The 15,208-nt window shown below is 64.8% G+C and carries 14 protein-coding genes; 9 read left to right on the forward strand and 5 right to left on the reverse strand.

Annotated features, from left to right (window positions below; all coding sequences use genetic code 11):
- The 5 genes from ACEW8N_RS09520 to ACEW8N_RS09540 form a co-directional block, all read left to right on the forward strand.
- Positions 1–593: beta-ketoacyl synthase (locus ACEW8N_RS09520; RefSeq protein WP_373499578.1), on the forward strand; the 593-nt coding region annotated here is incomplete at its 5' end.
- A 1-nt stretch (position 594) separates the two neighbouring features.
- Positions 595–1,860: a beta-ketoacyl synthase gene (locus tag ACEW8N_RS09525; RefSeq protein WP_373499579.1), complete on the forward strand. Its 1,266-nt coding sequence runs from the start codon at positions 595–597 to the stop codon at positions 1,858–1,860.
- 13 nt (positions 1,861–1,873) lie between these two features.
- Positions 1,874–2,353, forward strand: a complete 480-nt coding sequence (locus tag ACEW8N_RS09530; protein ID WP_373499580.1) for an acyl-CoA thioesterase — start codon at positions 1,874–1,876, stop codon at positions 2,351–2,353.
- Positions 2,332–3,186 carry a polyketide synthase dehydratase domain-containing protein gene (locus ACEW8N_RS09535; protein WP_373499581.1) on the forward strand — a complete coding sequence of 285 codons (855 nt, stop codon included), beginning with the start codon at positions 2,332–2,334 and terminating at the stop codon, positions 3,184–3,186. The genes ACEW8N_RS09530 and ACEW8N_RS09535 overlap by 22 nt, the downstream gene beginning before the upstream one ends.
- A 29-nt stretch (positions 3,187–3,215) precedes the next feature.
- Positions 3,216–3,989 (forward strand): alpha/beta fold hydrolase, encoded by a 774-nt coding sequence (locus tag ACEW8N_RS09540; protein WP_373499582.1) that lies wholly within the window; start codon positions 3,216–3,218, stop codon positions 3,987–3,989.
- A gap of 12 nt (positions 3,990–4,001) precedes the next feature.
- Here ACEW8N_RS09540 and ACEW8N_RS09545 read toward each other — a convergent pair whose 3' ends face one another.
- The 3 genes from ACEW8N_RS09545 to ACEW8N_RS09555 are packed head-to-tail and all read right to left on the reverse strand — an operon-like array spanning position 4,002 to position 7,296.
- Positions 4,002–5,402: a class I adenylate-forming enzyme family protein gene (locus ACEW8N_RS09545; RefSeq protein WP_373499583.1), complete on the reverse strand. Its 1,401-nt coding sequence runs from the start codon at positions 5,400–5,402 to the stop codon at positions 4,002–4,004.
- Positions 5,403–5,423: 21 nt separating this feature from the next.
- Positions 5,424–6,860, reverse strand: coding sequence for a radical SAM protein (locus tag ACEW8N_RS09550; RefSeq protein ID WP_373499584.1), 1,437 nt, complete (start codon positions 6,858–6,860; stop codon positions 5,424–5,426).
- A gap of 25 nt (positions 6,861–6,885) precedes the next feature.
- Positions 6,886–7,296 carry a hypothetical protein gene (locus ACEW8N_RS09555; protein ID WP_373499585.1) on the reverse strand — a complete coding sequence of 137 codons (411 nt, stop codon included), beginning with the start codon at positions 7,294–7,296 and terminating at the stop codon, positions 6,886–6,888.
- A 171-nt stretch (positions 7,297–7,467) separates the two neighbouring features.
- Between ACEW8N_RS09555 and ACEW8N_RS09560 the strand changes: the two genes are divergently transcribed.
- The 3 genes from ACEW8N_RS09560 to ACEW8N_RS09570 are packed head-to-tail and all read left to right on the forward strand — an operon-like array spanning position 7,468 to position 12,103.
- A complete protein-coding gene (locus tag ACEW8N_RS09560) occupies positions 7,468–8,184 on the forward strand; it encodes a glycosyltransferase family 25 protein (RefSeq protein WP_373499586.1) in 717 nt (238 codons plus the stop codon).
- Positions 8,181–11,297, forward strand: coding sequence for a methyltransferase domain-containing protein (locus tag ACEW8N_RS09565; RefSeq protein ID WP_373499587.1), 3,117 nt, complete (start codon positions 8,181–8,183; stop codon positions 11,295–11,297). The genes ACEW8N_RS09560 and ACEW8N_RS09565 overlap by 4 nt, the downstream gene beginning before the upstream one ends.
- Positions 11,294–12,103, forward strand: a complete 810-nt coding sequence (locus ACEW8N_RS09570) for a polysaccharide deacetylase family protein (protein WP_373499588.1) — start codon at positions 11,294–11,296, stop codon at positions 12,101–12,103. The genes ACEW8N_RS09565 and ACEW8N_RS09570 overlap by 4 nt, the downstream gene beginning before the upstream one ends.
- 15 nt (positions 12,104–12,118) lie before the next feature.
- Here the strand turns inward: ACEW8N_RS09570 and wrbA are convergent, their stop codons facing one another.
- The gene (gene wrbA / locus ACEW8N_RS09575) at positions 12,119–12,730 is read right to left on the reverse strand and encodes an NAD(P)H:quinone oxidoreductase (RefSeq protein WP_373499589.1); all 612 of its coding nucleotides are present in this window, start codon (positions 12,728–12,730) and stop codon (positions 12,119–12,121) included.
- 495 nt (positions 12,731–13,225) lie between these two features.
- Between wrbA and ACEW8N_RS09580 the strand changes: the two genes are divergently transcribed.
- On the forward strand, positions 13,226–14,605 hold the full coding sequence (locus ACEW8N_RS09580; RefSeq protein ID WP_373499590.1) for a sigma-54-dependent transcriptional regulator: 1,380 nt from the start codon (positions 13,226–13,228) through the stop codon (positions 14,603–14,605).
- A gap of 65 nt (positions 14,606–14,670) precedes the next feature.
- Here the strand turns inward: ACEW8N_RS09580 and ACEW8N_RS09585 are convergent.
- A partial coding sequence (locus ACEW8N_RS09585; RefSeq protein WP_373499591.1) for a GGDEF domain-containing protein occupies positions 14,671–15,208 on the reverse strand: 538 nt, incomplete at its 5' end.

The raw sequence follows: 15,208 nt of genomic DNA on the forward strand, positions 1-15,208 counted from the left end.
CGGAGGAGGCGCCGGAGCGGGCCAGCCGCCCCTTTTCCGAAGACCGGCGGGGGTTCGTGATCTCCGAAGGTGCCGGGGCCGTCATCCTCGCCACCCGGGCGTTCGCCGGCGCCCACGGCCTGGACCGGCGCATCGAAGTGGCGGGATGGTCCATGACCTCGGACGCCCATCATTTTGTCGCCCCCCGCCTGGAGACGGTCCGGCGGTGCATGGCCGAGGCTATCGAAGACGCGGGCATCCTCCCGGCCGACATCGATGCGGTCAATGCCCACGCCGCATCCACCAAGGTCGGTGACCGGGTGGAATACGACGCCCTCAGGGCCGTGTTCGGGGAGCGTCTGCCGCCGGTGTCCGCCAACAAATCCCAGATCGGCCACGCCATGGGCGCCGCAAGTGCCATCGAGGCCATCCTCGCCATGGAGGGGATAAAACGGTCGGTCCTGCTGCCCACCCTGAACCACACCCCGGAGCCGGGCATGGCCCTGGACTGCGTCTCCGACGGCGCGCGCCGCCATGAACAGGAGTTCGTGCTCAAAAACGCCTTTGGCTTCGGGGGGTGCAACGCATGTATCGTGTTGAAAAGGACGGCCTAACATGAGAGCCCCCCAGAACCGGCGCGTCTTTGTGATCGGCTACGGCGCGGCCACCCCCCTGGGAAAGACCTTCGACCTCACCTGGCAGGGAGCCGCAGAAGGCCGGGCCGGGTTCCGGCGGGTGACGAAATGCCGGGTCGATTCCCTGAGCAGCGTGGTCGGCGAAATCCCGGAATGGGACCCCCTGGATCTCGATTTCGTGGACCGGCGGGAGGCCTACAACTGGAACGCGGACTTCGTCCTGCTGACCATGGCCGTGTGCCGGGAGGCCCTGGACCGCTCGGGCCTGGTGATCGACCGGGAAACCGGCCCGAGAACGGCCTGCCTCGTGGGCTCGGCCCTGAACGGCGCCGACGCCTTCCGGATCGCCATGGACAACCTGCTGAACAAGGGGCCGTTCAAGGTGAGCCCCTACCTTCTTCCCAACCTCTGCGCCAACCTGCCCGCGGGCAAGGCCGGCATGCTCATGGGCTTCACCGGCCCCATCTTCTCCCCCCAGGGGGCCTGCGCCTCGGGCAACCACGCCATCGGCATCGGGGCCCGGATGATCCGGGACGGCGACTGTGATTTTGTCCTGGCCGGGGGCGTCGATACCTGCATCATGCCGGAGATCATCCACGGATTCGCCAACATGAACGCCACGATCAAGATCGTGGAGGGCGACCGGGCCTTTGCCGACCCCACCCAGGCCTCCCGGCCCTTCAGCATCGACCGCAGGGGCATGGTGCTCGCAGAGGGCGGGGCCGTCCTGGTCCTGGCGGCGGAGGAGATGCTCTCCCGATACGGCCTCACCCCGAAAGCCGAGGTCCTGGGGGTGGGATGGACCTCGGACGCCCATCATTTCACCCTCCCCAACCCCGACACCATTGTCCGGGCCATCCGCCAGGCCATCGCGGATGCCGGGGTCAGGCCCGCCGACATCCGGTACGTCAGCGCCCACGGCACCTCCACCCCCAAGGGCGACCGGACCGAGATCGCGTGCCTGCGGACCGTGTTCGGCCCGGCCCTTGAAAAGATACCGGTATCGTCCAACAAATCCCAGATCGGCCACACCCTGGGGGCTTCGGCCGCCATCGAGGCGGCCCTGGGCATCGAAGGCATGTGCCGGGGGCTGATCCTGCCCACGGTGAATCACCTCCCGGACCCGGACCTGGCCGATGTGGATGTGGTGCCCAACCAGGTCCGGCGGCAGTCCTACGACCTTTTCCTGTCCAATGCCTTCGGATTCGGGGGAACCAACTGCTGCATCGTGTTCCGGGGCGTGTGAGGGGGATGCGGCGATGAAACCCAGGCCCTTCGTCCCGGAACCCCTGGCGGCCGACCCCCGGTATGTAAGGGACCGCACCCAGGGGCTGGTCTGGCACCAGTGCCCCTACCGCACCCTCTATGCGGACACGGACCGGTCCGGGGTGGTCTATCACGCCAATTACCTGCGCTATTTCGAGGTGGGAAGGACCACCCTGATGCGGGATGCCGCCTACCCCTACCGGGAGATCGAGGAGAGCGGTTTCGTGTACCCCATCATTCAGGTGGGCGTCGACTATTTCAGCTCCCTGCGCTACGACGACCTGATGGTGGTCCACACCCGGCCCGGAAACCTGGAGCGGGTGAAGCTCTGCTTCGACTACCTCATCACCCACGGCGACACCGGGGAGATCGTCTGCCGGGGGTTCACCCGCCACTGCGCCACCAACCGCGCCGGCATTCCGGTGGGCGTGGACGCCAGAACGCTTTCCCTGTGGGATCGTTTCCCGGCGTAATCCGGGCAGGCCGCCTGCCCCTGGACATCGAGGTATTCCCGTGCCTGCGGGACCACCGGTTTGGGGGAACGGCGGTCTTCCCGGCGGCGGAGGCGATGCAGGTCCTGGCCGCGGCGGTCCGGGAGACAGCACCCCGAACCGATGTCCTGACGATCCGCGACGCCCGGTTCGACAAATTTCTGGACATCCCGGCGGATACCCCGAGACTAGCGGCATTTTCCGACATCGAACCCCTCTCCGGGGGCCGGGTGAAGGCCGCCCTGGTCACCCGGCACCGGGCATCCAGAACAGGGATCACCCGGGAAAAGCTGCACGTCTTCATGGTGTTCGGCGGCAGCACCCCCGCGGATGAAACCGAGGCCGTCCAGCTTGCCGATCTTCCCGGGAACGGGGTTGATATTCCCGCCCGTGCCCTCTATGCCGACATGGTCCCCTTTGGCCCGGCCTATCACAACATCCAGGACCGGGTCCGGTTGTGGCCCACAAGGGCCGAGGCAACGGTCCTGGCGGCACGGCACCCCACCCCGGCCGGCCCCCTGGGCTCGCCCTTTCCCCTGGATGCGGCCTTCCACGCGGCCTGCGCCTGGGGCCAGCGCTACGCCCGTGTGGTGGCCTTTCCCGTGGGCCTGGACTGCCGGCGCATCCTGAGGCCCACCCGGACCGGAGAATCCTACCGGGCCGTGGTCGCGCCCCGAAGGACCGCGCCGGACCTCCTGGTCTTCGATTTGGCTCTTTACGGCCTGGACGGGGCCCTTTACGAAACGGCCCTGGGGGTCCGGATGCGGGATGTGAGCGCCGGACGGATGAAGCCGCCCCCTTGGGTCCTGGCATGACAACACCGATATCCGGAAGAGGAGGCGTGATGAAGATGAACAAGAAGCAGATTCGTTGCCTGGCGGCCGGGCTGATGCTGGCCCTGGGAGCCGGGTTCTGGGGATGCGCCCTCCTGGGCGGAAACGATCCCCTCAAAACCCTTTCCTACGTCCGGGACGACAACCGCCCCGCGACCAGCCTGATCGTTTTTCTGAAGGGACGGTCGGGAAACCACGAAAGCTTTGCCGAGGAGGGCTTCGTGGCCGATGTATGGGACCGGGGGCTGCTTTTTGACATGATGGCGCCCGACGCCCACATCGGATACTATTTCGCGGAAACCCTGGTGCCCCGGCTCAAGGCCGACGTGATCGATCCGGCCCGGGCCCGGGGGGTTGAGCGCATCTGGCTCGTGGGGGTCTCCATGGGCGGCCTGGGCAGCCTGATGTACCTGCGGACCCATCCCGGGGACCTGGCCGGGGTGTGCCTCATCGCGCCCTTTCTGGGCTATCAGAAGATTGTGAAGGAGGTCTCGGACGCGGGCGGGGTCCGCAAATGGAACCCCGGGACCTACGATCCCGACGACGACTGGGAGCGGATGTTCTGGGACTGGCTCAAGACCTATGCCGGCAGCCCCGGTTCCTGGCCCCCGGTGTATCTGGGCTATGGCGGGGAGGACGACTTTACCCTCGCCCAGGGCATGCTCTCCGACATTCTGCCCCGGGACCGGGTCTTCGTGATCGACGGCGGGCACGACCCGGCCACCATGAAGGCCCTCTGGGGCCGCTTTCTCGACGCGGGCGGCCTGGGCACTCCCGCGCGGTGAGGCCCGCTTCCCTCAATCGGTGATTCCCCGGTTCTCGTCCGTGAAGAGCCCGAGGAGCACATTTTTTTCATATTTCCCGGAGGACGACACCGGAATCCGGTCCACGATCCGCATCCTGCGGGGCAGGGCATGGGGCTCGATCCGTTCCAGGGCGGCCCTTCTCAGCCCTTCGGGGTCGATCTCCCCCTGGATCACGGCATACAGCTCGTTTTCCCGGCCGGACTCCCCGGCGACGGCCAGGACCACGGCCTCCTCCACCCCGATGATCCCCTTGAGGGCGTCGCGCACCACCTCCAGGTCCACCCGGTTTCCCCCCACCTTGACCACGCCGTCGGCCCGGCCGAGCAGCATGAAGCGGTCCGGGCCGGCGGCAGCGGCCCGGTCCCCGGTCGTGAAAAAACCGTCCGGGGCGGTCTCGATCTCCGGCGAGATGAACGGGGAGCGCACGCAGAGCCTTTCTTCCGCGATCCTCCAGTCCACGATGTCAAAGGCCCGCAAGGCCGCGTCGCCGTCTGCCGGGCGCCGGTCGGCGATACCGCCGGTTTCGGTGGAGCCATAGATCTCCGTGACCCCGACGCCGGTTTCCCTTTTGAAATGCAGGCCGTCGGACGGGTCCAGCCTCCCGGCCGAGGAAAGGGCCAGGCGGAGGGACGCTCCGGGGATCCGGGTGCCGTTCAACACCCGGTAATGGACCGGGACGCTCACGAACACCGTGGGTACGTGGCGGACCAGGGCCCCGCGGATCTCTTCCGGGAAGGTGCAGGTCCCGGCCACGACGGCCGACGACGCCACCAGGGGGATCAGGACGGTATAGAGAAACCCGTAGATATGGAGCGGGGAGACGGTGGCCAGAATCCGGTCTTCCGGGCCGAAGCCGTAACGCTCGGCGTGGAAGAGAGCCTCGGCGAAGAGATTGCGCGGGGTTTTGGACCAGATTCCGGGCGCACCGGTGGAACCGCCGGTAAAGAATTTCAGGAACGGGGCATCCGGGCCGATGGCCGGCCGAAGCCCCCGGCGGGGGGCCTGCGCCGCCCCGGGGATCAGGGGAACGACGCCCGCAGGCAGGTCCCGGGGCCGGTCCGTGACGGCCACGGAGACATCCAGGCGCAAGCACGCCTCGGCCGCGGCCCGGGCGGAATCGGCCTGGGGCAGGACCAGGGTGAATCCTGCTGCAAGGGCTGCCAGCAGGGAGGCCGCCGCCACGGCCCGGTCTTCGGTGCACAGGCAGACGGCCCGGCATCCGGAGGGAAGATCCCGGCATATCGCCTCCGCAAGCCCGTAGAGATCCCCATAGGAAACCCGATCCTGGATGAAATCGAGTTCCGGGTGCGGGGGGCCTGTGAGCACCCGGGCGATGCTTTCGGACATCGTCATCCGGTGCGGCCCGCGGGGGGCTATCTGAGAATCGGTCATCTCACGCGGTTCCTGTGGGGGTCAGGTCCGCTTTTCGGCCGGCTCGAAGCTTTTTTTGGCCGACAGAAACGCGGGCAGGTGTTTGAGCGCGTAGGCGATGCTCCGGCGGTGCTCCCAGATCCGCCCGCGGAATCTCTTTCGCCAGGCCGGATCGGAGTAGAACCGCTTCACATGGGTGTTGTAGAGCTGGTCCAGGGTTTCCTTCGAGTCGATGCCGTTGGGGACAAAGACGAAGTTGAGGCAGTTCATCTGCCGCCAATCCGGGTCGAAGGCGCCTTCCTGGTGGATGGTGGGCCAGACCGGGGCCCCCGGAAAGGGCGTGAACTTGGACATGTTCATGTCGTCCAGGCCCAGGGACAGAACAAAATCGCTGGTCCTGCGGATGGAGGCAGCCGTCTCGCCCGGCAGGCCCATCATGAAGAGCCCCTTGACCCGGAGCCCGGCGGCCTGGATGCGCCGCACGGTATCCCGGGCGTCCTCGACATCCACGCCGGGCTTGTGGGTCCTCATGAGGTCATGGTCGCCGGTTTCGATGCCCACGGAGAGCTGAAGCGCACCGGCGTCCCGGAGCATCCGGAGCAGATCGTCGTCGGCATGGCCCACCCGGACGGCGCAGTTGAACCGCACCCCCAGGGGCTTTTGGGTCAGCAGGTCGCAAAGACGTGCGATGCGGTCCCGGCGGGCCGTGAACAGGTCGTCGTAGACGGTGATGTGGCGCACGCCGAAGCGGTCACGCAGGTATTGCATGTGGTCGTAGACATACCCGGCCGAATTCCAGCGATACCCCCGTTTGAACACCGACCGGTCGCAGTAGGAGCACTGGTAGGGGCAGCCCCGGCTGGTGGTCATGGTGGCCCCGGGCGTGTCGATGTAGCTGAACAGGGGAAGATTGTACCCACGGGGGAACCCCGCCAGCTTTTCGTAGGCCGGAAAGGGCAGGCTGTCCATGTCCGGGATGGCCTCCCGGGGCGGATTCACGACGACCCCGCCCCCGTCGCGCCAGATCAGCCCGGTGATCTTTTCCGGGGGCTGGCCCGCCGCCAGTTCCGCCAGGGTCAGCTCCCCTTCCCCCATGCACAGGAAGTCGATGTCGGGGAACTGTTCCAGCAATGCGGCCCCCAGGGCCGAGACATGGACCCCGCCGAAGACGATCCGGGTGCGGGGGCTTGCGGCCCGGATGCGCACGGCCAGGTCATATCCGTCTAAAAAACCGGAGGTGGTGGCGGAAACCCCCACCAGGTCCGGCGCCATCTCCAGGATGCGCGCCGCATTGGCTCCCGCGCCGGGAACGGCCCGGGGTCCCAGGCAATCCTGGACGAAAACCTCGTGGCCCTCCCGTGCCAGGTAGGCCGCGATGGAGAGCAGCCCCAACGGTGCCATGCGGTTGGCCGTCGCCGATATGTCTTTTTTGCCGGGCATCCAGTTGGATCCGGCCGGATGAACCAGTATGATGCGCATGGGATATCCTTCGCGCCCCCGGGTGTCAGGGTCCGGAGGCATTTTTCCGGGGAACGACCGGGGAATCGCTTCGAGGCGGGGCCGCCGGATCGTCCCCCAGCCATCTCTCCATGGCCATCCGGGTGGCCCATTTCATGAAGACCCGGGCATGCCCGGCGCCGGCAAAATACACGCCCACCATGAACACGAGGTGGGACAATCCATAGACCAGGGGACCGCCGATGGTGATGATCAGGGGATTTTTCCAATAGACCGACACCATGCCCAGAGCCCCGACGGCCGGCCACCCGATGAGATAGCTCAGCCCGATGATCCAGAGCCCTGAAATGACCCGCGGGGTGGGGCGCTCCCGGAATGCGCCGAGGTCCGCCCGCTCCGCCACGGCGCTTTGGACATACCGGGTATGGGCCAGTTTCCGTAAAATGGATTGAATCATCGATACCGCCGCATGGGCAATGACGCCAAGGCAGAGACCATGAATAAGGGTTGAACTTTCGTTGTAAACACGATAACCAAAAGGTGATCATACAATCAAGGCAGGGCAGAAAGAAAGCGGTTTTTGCCTCTGAATGTCAAGCGTTGACGGGAATACCTTGCCGAACCGGGAATGAAGCGAACAATGTCGGGCTGGGCCTGTTTTGACAGGGTTTACTGCATTTCGCTGGAAGAGCGGCCGGACCGCCGGGCCGAGGCCCGCGCGCAGCTCGCGGCCGTGGGGCTCCTTCCCCGGGTCGAATTCGTGATCGCCAATAAGCATCCCGTCGATCCGGAACAGGGGGTCTACGAGTCCCACATGCGCTGCATCGGGAAAGCCCTGGCCGCCGGAGCCCGATGTTTTCTCGTTCTGGAGGACGATATTGTATTCGACGGGTTCGATGAGGGGCGATTGAAAGACGCCATGGAATTTCTCTCCACCCTCCCGGCATGGCACATGCTGTTTCTGGGGTGCATGGTGCAGGGAAGCCGGCGGACCCGGTGCCCATCGGTGATGAAAATCCGATACCGCAGCCTGACCCACGCCTGCGTCCTCAACCGCAGCTTTGCCGAAACCCTGGCCCGGATCCCCTGGCGGAACGTCCCCTACGATGACCTGCTCCGGGACCTCTCGGACGAGCACACCTATGCCCTCTATCCGGCCGTTGCCTTTCAGAGCAATTCCCCTTCGGACAACGACCGGTATCTTCCCCTGGACCGGTTCCGGCGGATATTCGGAGGGCTTCGACGGCTCCAGAAGCTGGATGAATTCTATCACCGCCGCCGCCGCCTGATCGTTTTGGCCCACGCGGCGGCCCTTTGCGGATTTGCCGCCTGGTGGATTTCATGAAAGGCATTCGGCTGCCGCTGCTCCTCCTGACGGGCCTTGCCATCGCAGCCCTGTTCTTTGCCGGATTCCGCCTGGCCGAGATCGATACCGACATCACCCGCTACCTGCCCCGGAAAGACCCGGTCCTGGCGGACGCCGGCTACATCTTCACCCACCATCCCATCCAGGACCAGATGGTCATCGATGTGGCCCTTGACGCGGATGACCCCGACCTCCTCGTCCACTACGGCGAGCAGGTGGAGGAGGCCCTGAACCGGAGCGGGCTGTTCACCCAGGTGGGCATGAAAGACATGCAGGGCCTGATTCCGGACCTGGTTTCCCATGTCCTGGACCACCTGCCGGTGCTGTTTTCCGAACGGGACCTGGAGAGGGAGATCCAACCCCGCCTGACCCCCGAAGCGGTCCGGGAGCGCCTCGAAGCGGTCCGTCGCTCCCTGCTGGGTCTGGAGGGGATCGGCCAGGCCGACATGATCGCCAGGGACCCCCTGGGATTCAAGGACCCGGTCATGGCCCGGATCGCCCTGCTGGCCCCGACCCTGGCGGTCCGCATCCACAAGGGAAAACTCCTTTCCGCGGACGGCAGGCATCTGCTCGTTCCGGCCCATCCCGTCGCCTCGGGAACGGATACGGCCTTTGCCCGGCGGCTCACCGCGCTGACAGACGAGATATCCCGAAACCTGGAGAGTGCCGCGGCCCGGGACGGCCACCGCCTCACCCTCACGCCCGTGGGGGCCTTCCGGGCCGCGCTGGACAATGAAATGATCGCCCGGCGGGACGTGAACCAGGCCTTTCTCCTGGCCGCCCTGGGCATCGCCCTGCTCCTGGTCTTCGCCTTTCCCCGGCCCTGGCTGGGGCTTATGGCCTTTCTGCCGGCCCTGGCCGGGACCGGCGCCGCCTTCGTGGTCTGCGCCCTGGTCTACCCCCGGCTCTCCATCATGGCCCTGGGGTTTGGCGGGGCCATCATCTCCATCACCGTGGATCACGGCATCGCCTACCTGCTCTTCCTGGACCGCCCCCGGGAGACCCGGGGCAGGGAGGCCTCCCTTGAAATCCGGGCCGTGGGCCTGCTGGCGACCCTCACCACCATGGGGGCATTCAGCGTCCTCTGTTTTTCCGGCTTTCCCATTCTGGCCCAGCTCGGGCTGTTCACGGCCCTGGGCATCGGGTTCTCCTTCCTCTTCGTGCACACGGTCTTTCCCCGGATCTTCCCGAAAATGCCCCCGGCCCGGCCCCGGCATCTTCCCCTCCAGTCCCTCACCGCCGGGCTGACATCCTTCGGCTGGAAAGGGGCCTTGGCCTGCCTGGGATTTTTCATCCTCATGGCCTTTTTTGCGAGGCCGGTCTTCAACGTGTCGCTTGCCGCCATGAACACGGTCAGCGCCGAAACCGAAAAGGCCGATGCGCTGGTGGGAAACATCTGGGGAGCCCAGGTGTTCACCAAAATCTATTTGATGACCGAAGGCAAGAGCCTGACGGCGCTTCAGGACCAGTGGGACGGCCTTCTTGCCCGGGTGGAAGCGGACCGGGACGCGGGAAGGCTGGGTTCAGGATTCGTGCCGTCCATGATCTTCCCCGGAGCCGCCCGGCGGGAAAAGAACCTTGCCGCCTGGCGGGCCTTCTGGACCCCCGAACGCGTCGGGATGCTGCGCGCCGAGCTGGCCGCGGCCGGCCCTCAACTGGGGTTTTCCGAAGACGCCTTCGCGCCGTTCATCAACACCCTGACCACGCCCCCGCACGGTAAAGAAGACCCGGGCATCCCGGAAAAATTCCACGAGATGATGTCCATCCGAAAAAATGCCGGAAAAACGGGGTGGATGCAATTTTCGAGCTTCACCCCGGGCCCTTCCCATGATCCCCAGGGGTTTTACGATACCTACCGGCCCCGGGGCCGGATTTTCGATGCGGCGCTCTTTTCCCAGCGGCTGGGGGGGCTTCTCTTTTCGGCCTTCACCCGGATGCTGGTGATCATCGGCTTGAGCACGGCGGTGCTTCTATTTATCTTCTTCTGGGACCTCCGGCTGACGATCGCGGCCCTGCTTCCCGTGGTCTTCGCCCTGGTCGCCACCCTGGGCACCATGAAGCTGGTCGGCCACAGCCTGGACATTCCGGCCCTGATGCTCTCCATCATCATTTTCGGCATGGGCATCGACTATTCCCTTTACCTGGTCCGGGCGAGGCAGCGGTACATCGACGCGGCCCATCCCGGCATGGGGCTGATCCGGGTGACGGTCTTCATGGCCGGCCTATCCACCCTGATCGGTTTCGGGGTGCTCTATTTTTCCGAGCATTCCCTCTTGAAAAGCGCGGGGATGACCACCTTCCTGGGCATCGGCTATTCCCTGATCGGCGCGTTTTTCATCCTTCCGCCGCTCCTGGAGCGCATTTTTTCCACGGGGGTCAGAAGCGAGACAGCCGGAAAGCCCCTGACGGAACGGATCCTGGCGCGGTACCGGAACAGGGAAGCCTATCCGCGGTTTTTCGCCCGATTCAAGCTCAAGCTGGACGCCATGTTCGCGGAGCTGCCCCGGCTTATCGAGACCCCCCGGGCGCCGCTGACGGTGATCGATATCGGGTGCGGGTACGGGGTGCCGGCGGCCTGGATTCTGGAATCCTTTCCCGGGGCCAGGGTTTACGGCATCGACCCTGACCCCGAGCGGGTTCGGGTGGCGGCCCTGGCCTGGGGCGATCGGGGCGAGGCCCGAATCGGGCATGCGCCGGAACTCCCGGACCTGCCGGCCCGGGCCGACGCGGCCCTCCTGCTGGACATCATCCATTTTCTCGACGACGATGCCCTGAACGCCACCCTGGAGGGACTGGCCCTTCGCCTCCGAACCGGCGGACGAATGATCGTCCGGGCCGTCATCCCGCCCGTCAACGGCGACTATTCCCGGATGTGGCGGTTCGAGGCCTTCAAGCTCCGGATCGCCGGCCTGCATCCCTGCTACCGCCCCCTCGACCCGCTCCTTGAAATGATCGCCGGCCAGGGGTTCCGGGTGGATTTTTCAGGGCCGTCCGGGGGAAACCGGGAATCGGTGTGGATCGTGGCGACCTGTGTGGATCCCGCCTCCCTTTCGCCGGAGGACGGTGATGTCCGCGGACCGGATCGGGGATGAGCCTGCCGCGGCCCCCCTCCCCCGGCGAGAAAACCGGAATCGCGGCGATTCTCGCAGCTCTTGTTCTCACACTCGTCGACATCCGCCTTGCCGCCGTTCCCCTTGCGGGCTTCCTGGTCCTTTGCCTGGCGGCCCCCTTTGCCCACCGCCGGGGCTTTTTCCTGCCCGTCATCAGCCGCGGGCGGTCCGGAAAGCGGGCCGTGGCCCTGACCTTCGACGACGGGCCCGACCCCCTCACCACGCCCGCCCTCCTTCGCCTCCTCGCCCGGCACCGGGTCCCGTCCACCTTTTTTGTCATCGGAAAAAAAGCGGAAATGCATCCGGAACTGATCCGGGCCATCCTTGCCGACGGCCACCTGGTGGGAAACCACACCTACCGCCATGACACCCTGGTGATGCTCAAATCCACGGCCACCCTGGCCCGAGAAATCGAGGCGGGCCAGGCGGCCCTGGCGCCCTTCGGCGTCGTCCCCCTGGCCTTCCGGCCGCCCGTGGGGATCACCAACCCCAGGCTGGGGAAGGTGCTTTCGGCTTCTGGAATGTACGTCGTGAACTTCACCCGCCGTGCCGGTGACGGCGGGAATCGGTGGATACGGCATCTGGCCCGGAGAATCCTGTCCCGGGTCCGGCCCGATGACATCCTCATGCTCCACGATGTCCGGCCCGGCAACCCGGACCGCTGCCTTCTCTGGCTGGGCGAGGTGGACCGGCTGCTGTGGGGGCTCAAGCAACGGCAGATCCGCATCCTCCCCCTGCCGGAGCTGATCGGGAAACCGGTCATGGGCCGGCGTGCGGCAGCGGATTAAGCACAGGGCGAATGGTTACGCCGTCAGCTTGGCGGCGATGGCGGCCGCATGCTTGCCCTGGAACCGGGCGGCATCCAGCTCGTTTTGGCTGGGCATTCTCTCTCCCGACCCGCCTGCGATGGTCGAGGCCCCGTAGGGGGAACCGCCTGTGATCTCGTCAATGCGCATCTGCCCCTGGAACGTGTAGGGAAGCCCCACGATCACGAAGCCCTGGTGCAGCAGCGTGATGTGAAACGACAGGATGGTCGACTCCTGCCCCCCATGCTGGGTGGCGCTGCTCGTGAAGACGCTGCCGACCTTGCCCACCAGGGCGCCCGTGGCCCAGAGCTGGCCTGTTGCGTCCAGAAACTGGCGCATTTGCCCGCACATGTTGCCGAACCGCGTCGGCGTCCCGAAGATGACGGCGTCCGCTGCAGCCAGTTCTTCGACGGTGCAGACCGGCACATGAGCCATGGCCTGCTGGGCCGCCGCGGCCCCCATTTTTTCGATCACCCCTTCGGGAAGGGTTTCGGGCACCCGCCGCAATACGGCCTCCGCCCCGGCGATTTCCCGAACGCCTTCTGCAACGGCCTCCGCCATTTTGTGGATATGCCCGTAGGTGGAATAATAGACAATCAATACCTTCATGATGGAATCCTCCTTCCCTGAAAAGGATGTTGAAAACAGAAATAAAAGACGCCGAACGCCTATGTGATCTAAAAAACGAAAAATAATCCATGATAGCTTGATGTAAAGATATCATGCTCCCTTCCCCGGAACCCCCCGGAGATGGGGCATGCGGAAAAGACCCTTCTGGCGACAGTTCCCGTGGATCGCATCACGGCATGCCCCCTTCCTGGACGATGGTTTTTATCGCCCATGTATTTTTTCTTTGACATCCGCGAAATAAATATATTACATAAGTTATAAATGATGCGGCGCCTCCTGTTCATCTGATAGGAACCCCTCTCTTTCTGGACACATCGCGCATCGCACCCGGGTCCGCGGATCTGCGGTCCGGTCATTGTGGTTTGGTGCCGGGATGCTTTTGACCCATGCCGGATCGGATCCCCCGCGGAGGGCATCGTCCAATAACGCAGCTTCCGGCAAGAATTTCAAGGGAATCAAACAACAGGTGAGATTTTGGCAAACATACTGATTATTGACGACGACAAAGTGCTGGTTGATCTGATGATAAAAATCCTCAGCTACGAGAATCACAACATCAAGACGGCCCTGAAACTGACGGATGGCGTCGAGCTGGCCCGGTCCGGCGAATTCGATGTCGTTTTTCTCGATGTCTGCATGCCCGACGGCAACGGCATCGACAAGATCACCGCGATACGGCAGACACCCTCCCGCCCGGAAGTGGTCGTCATCACCGCGTCGGCCAATATCGACGGCGCGGAAACCGCCATCACCAACGGGGCATATGACTACATCGAAAAGCCGGCCTCGGTCCGGGAGCTGATTGCGTCCCTCGAACAAATCCTGCAGTACCGCAAGGAAACACGCGCCTCCAGCCAGCCCCAGGGCATCAATCGGGACCGGATCATCGGCCGGAGCGCCAGGATCACCGGCTGCATCAACCTCATGAAAAAGTCGGCCAGCAGCGGGGCCAACACCCTGATCATCGGGGAGACGGGCACCGGAAAAGAGCTGTTTGCCCGGGGCATTCATGAGAACAGCCCGTTTGCGGAAAACAGCTTCGTGGTCGTGGACTGCGCCTCCCTGCCGGAGAACCTGGTGGAAAGCATGCTGTTCGGGCACGTGAAGGGGGCCTTCACGGGAGCGGAGCGCAACCAGGAGGGCCTGGTCGCCCAGGCGGATCAGGGGACCCTTTTCCTGGACGAGGTCGGAGAACTTCCCCTTGAGATCCAGAAAAAATTCCTGCGGGTTTTAGAAGATCACACGGTCAGACGGGTGGGGTGCAGCAAAACGGTGAAAAGCCGGTTCAAACTCATTGCCGCAACCCACAGGAACCTGGAGGAAATGGTCCGGGAGGGGAATTTTCGCTCCGACCTCCTCTTCCGGCTCCAGTCGCTCACCATCACTGTTCCGCCGCTGCGTGACCGGCTGGAAGACCTCCCGGAACTGATCGCGCATACCGTCACCCAGCTCTGTAAAGACTGCGGCATGGAAACCAAGAAGATTTCCGAGGATTTTTATGACGCCCTCTACACCTATGAGTGGCCCGGCAATGTTCGGGAACTCGTCAACGTGATCAATGGGGCCATCGCCATCGCCGGCCCGGTGAACACGCTTTACCCCCAGCACCTGCCGGTGCAGATGCGCATCAAGGTGATCCGGAACACCGTCCGCCAGAGCGACCCCGCCGCCGATCCCGACGAGGCGGTCGAGAACCTCCCCCCCCTCAAGACGTTCCGCGAAATGAACGACAAACGGTATCTGGAGCAGCTCATCGGGATTACGGCGGGAGATGTGGGGCGGGCATCCCGGATATCCGGGCTTTCCAAATCACGGCTGTATGAATTGCTTTCCAAGCACGGCATCGGCGCCTGAGGAGGCGGACGCGCGCCCTCCGCCCCCTCGCTGCGCCCCCCCAAGGGTTGCCGGCGCCGGCCGGATCAGCACGCCCGGAGGTGAAAAATCCCGTCGCCGAAGGTCCGGGTCCTGATCTGGTCCTTGCCGCTGCGCTTCGCCGTGTAAAGCATTTCATCGGCCCGGCAGATCAGCTCGTTCACCGATTTGGCATCCTCTGGAAAGACCGCGACGCCGGCGCTCATGGTTACCGGCCTCACCCTTGAGATCATGCTGTTCGAATAGGGGTGCTTCCGAATCATGTCGAGGACCCGCTCCCCGGCCTTGAGCGCGTCATCGCGGTCCGTGTACGGCATGATGACGGCAAACTCCTCCCCCCCGTAGCGGACCGCCATATCGACCTCCCGGACGGACAGGCGGATGACCTGGGAGATCTCCCGCAGCAGCATGTCGCCGTCAAGATGGCCGAGCCTGTCGTTGTAGAGCTTGAAGTCATCGATGTCCATCATGGTCAGGGCAATGGTGTATTTCTGGCGGACGGCGCGCTTGATTTCCAGTTCGAGGGAATTGATGAAATAGGCGCGGTTGTAAAGCCCGGTCAGATCGTCCATGATGGCGGAGCTG

It is taken from the genome of Desulfococcus sp., assembly GCF_041737845.1.
Classification (GTDB): Bacteria; Desulfobacterota; Desulfobacteria; order Desulfobacterales; family Desulfococcaceae; genus Desulfococcus.

Coding starts and splice junctions, on each gene's coding strand:
- ACEW8N_RS09525 (WP_373499579.1), top strand. CDS start 595: ATGAGAGCCCCCCAGAACCGGCGCGTCTTTGTGATCGGCTACGGCGCG.
- ACEW8N_RS09530 (WP_373499580.1), top strand. CDS start 1,874: ATGAAACCCAGGCCCTTCGTCCCGGAACCCCTGGCGGCCGACCCCCGG.
- ACEW8N_RS09540 (WP_373499582.1), top strand. CDS start 3,216: ATGAAGATGAACAAGAAGCAGATTCGTTGCCTGGCGGCCGGGCTGATG.
- ACEW8N_RS09545 (WP_373499583.1), bottom strand. CDS start 5,402: ATGACCGATTCTCAGATAGCCCCCCGCGGGCCGCACCGGATGACGATG.
- ACEW8N_RS09550 (WP_373499584.1), bottom strand. CDS start 6,860: ATGCGCATCATACTGGTTCATCCGGCCGGATCCAACTGGATGCCCGGC.
- ACEW8N_RS09555 (WP_373499585.1), bottom strand. CDS start 7,296: ATGATTCAATCCATTTTACGGAAACTGGCCCATACCCGGTATGTCCAA.
- ACEW8N_RS09560 (WP_373499586.1), top strand. CDS start 7,468: ATGAAGCGAACAATGTCGGGCTGGGCCTGTTTTGACAGGGTTTACTGC.
- ACEW8N_RS09565 (WP_373499587.1), top strand. CDS start 8,181: ATGAAAGGCATTCGGCTGCCGCTGCTCCTCCTGACGGGCCTTGCCATC.
- ACEW8N_RS09570 (WP_373499588.1), top strand. CDS start 11,294: ATGAGCCTGCCGCGGCCCCCCTCCCCCGGCGAGAAAACCGGAATCGCG.
- wrbA (WP_373499589.1), bottom strand. CDS start 12,730: ATGAAGGTATTGATTGTCTATTATTCCACCTACGGGCATATCCACAAA.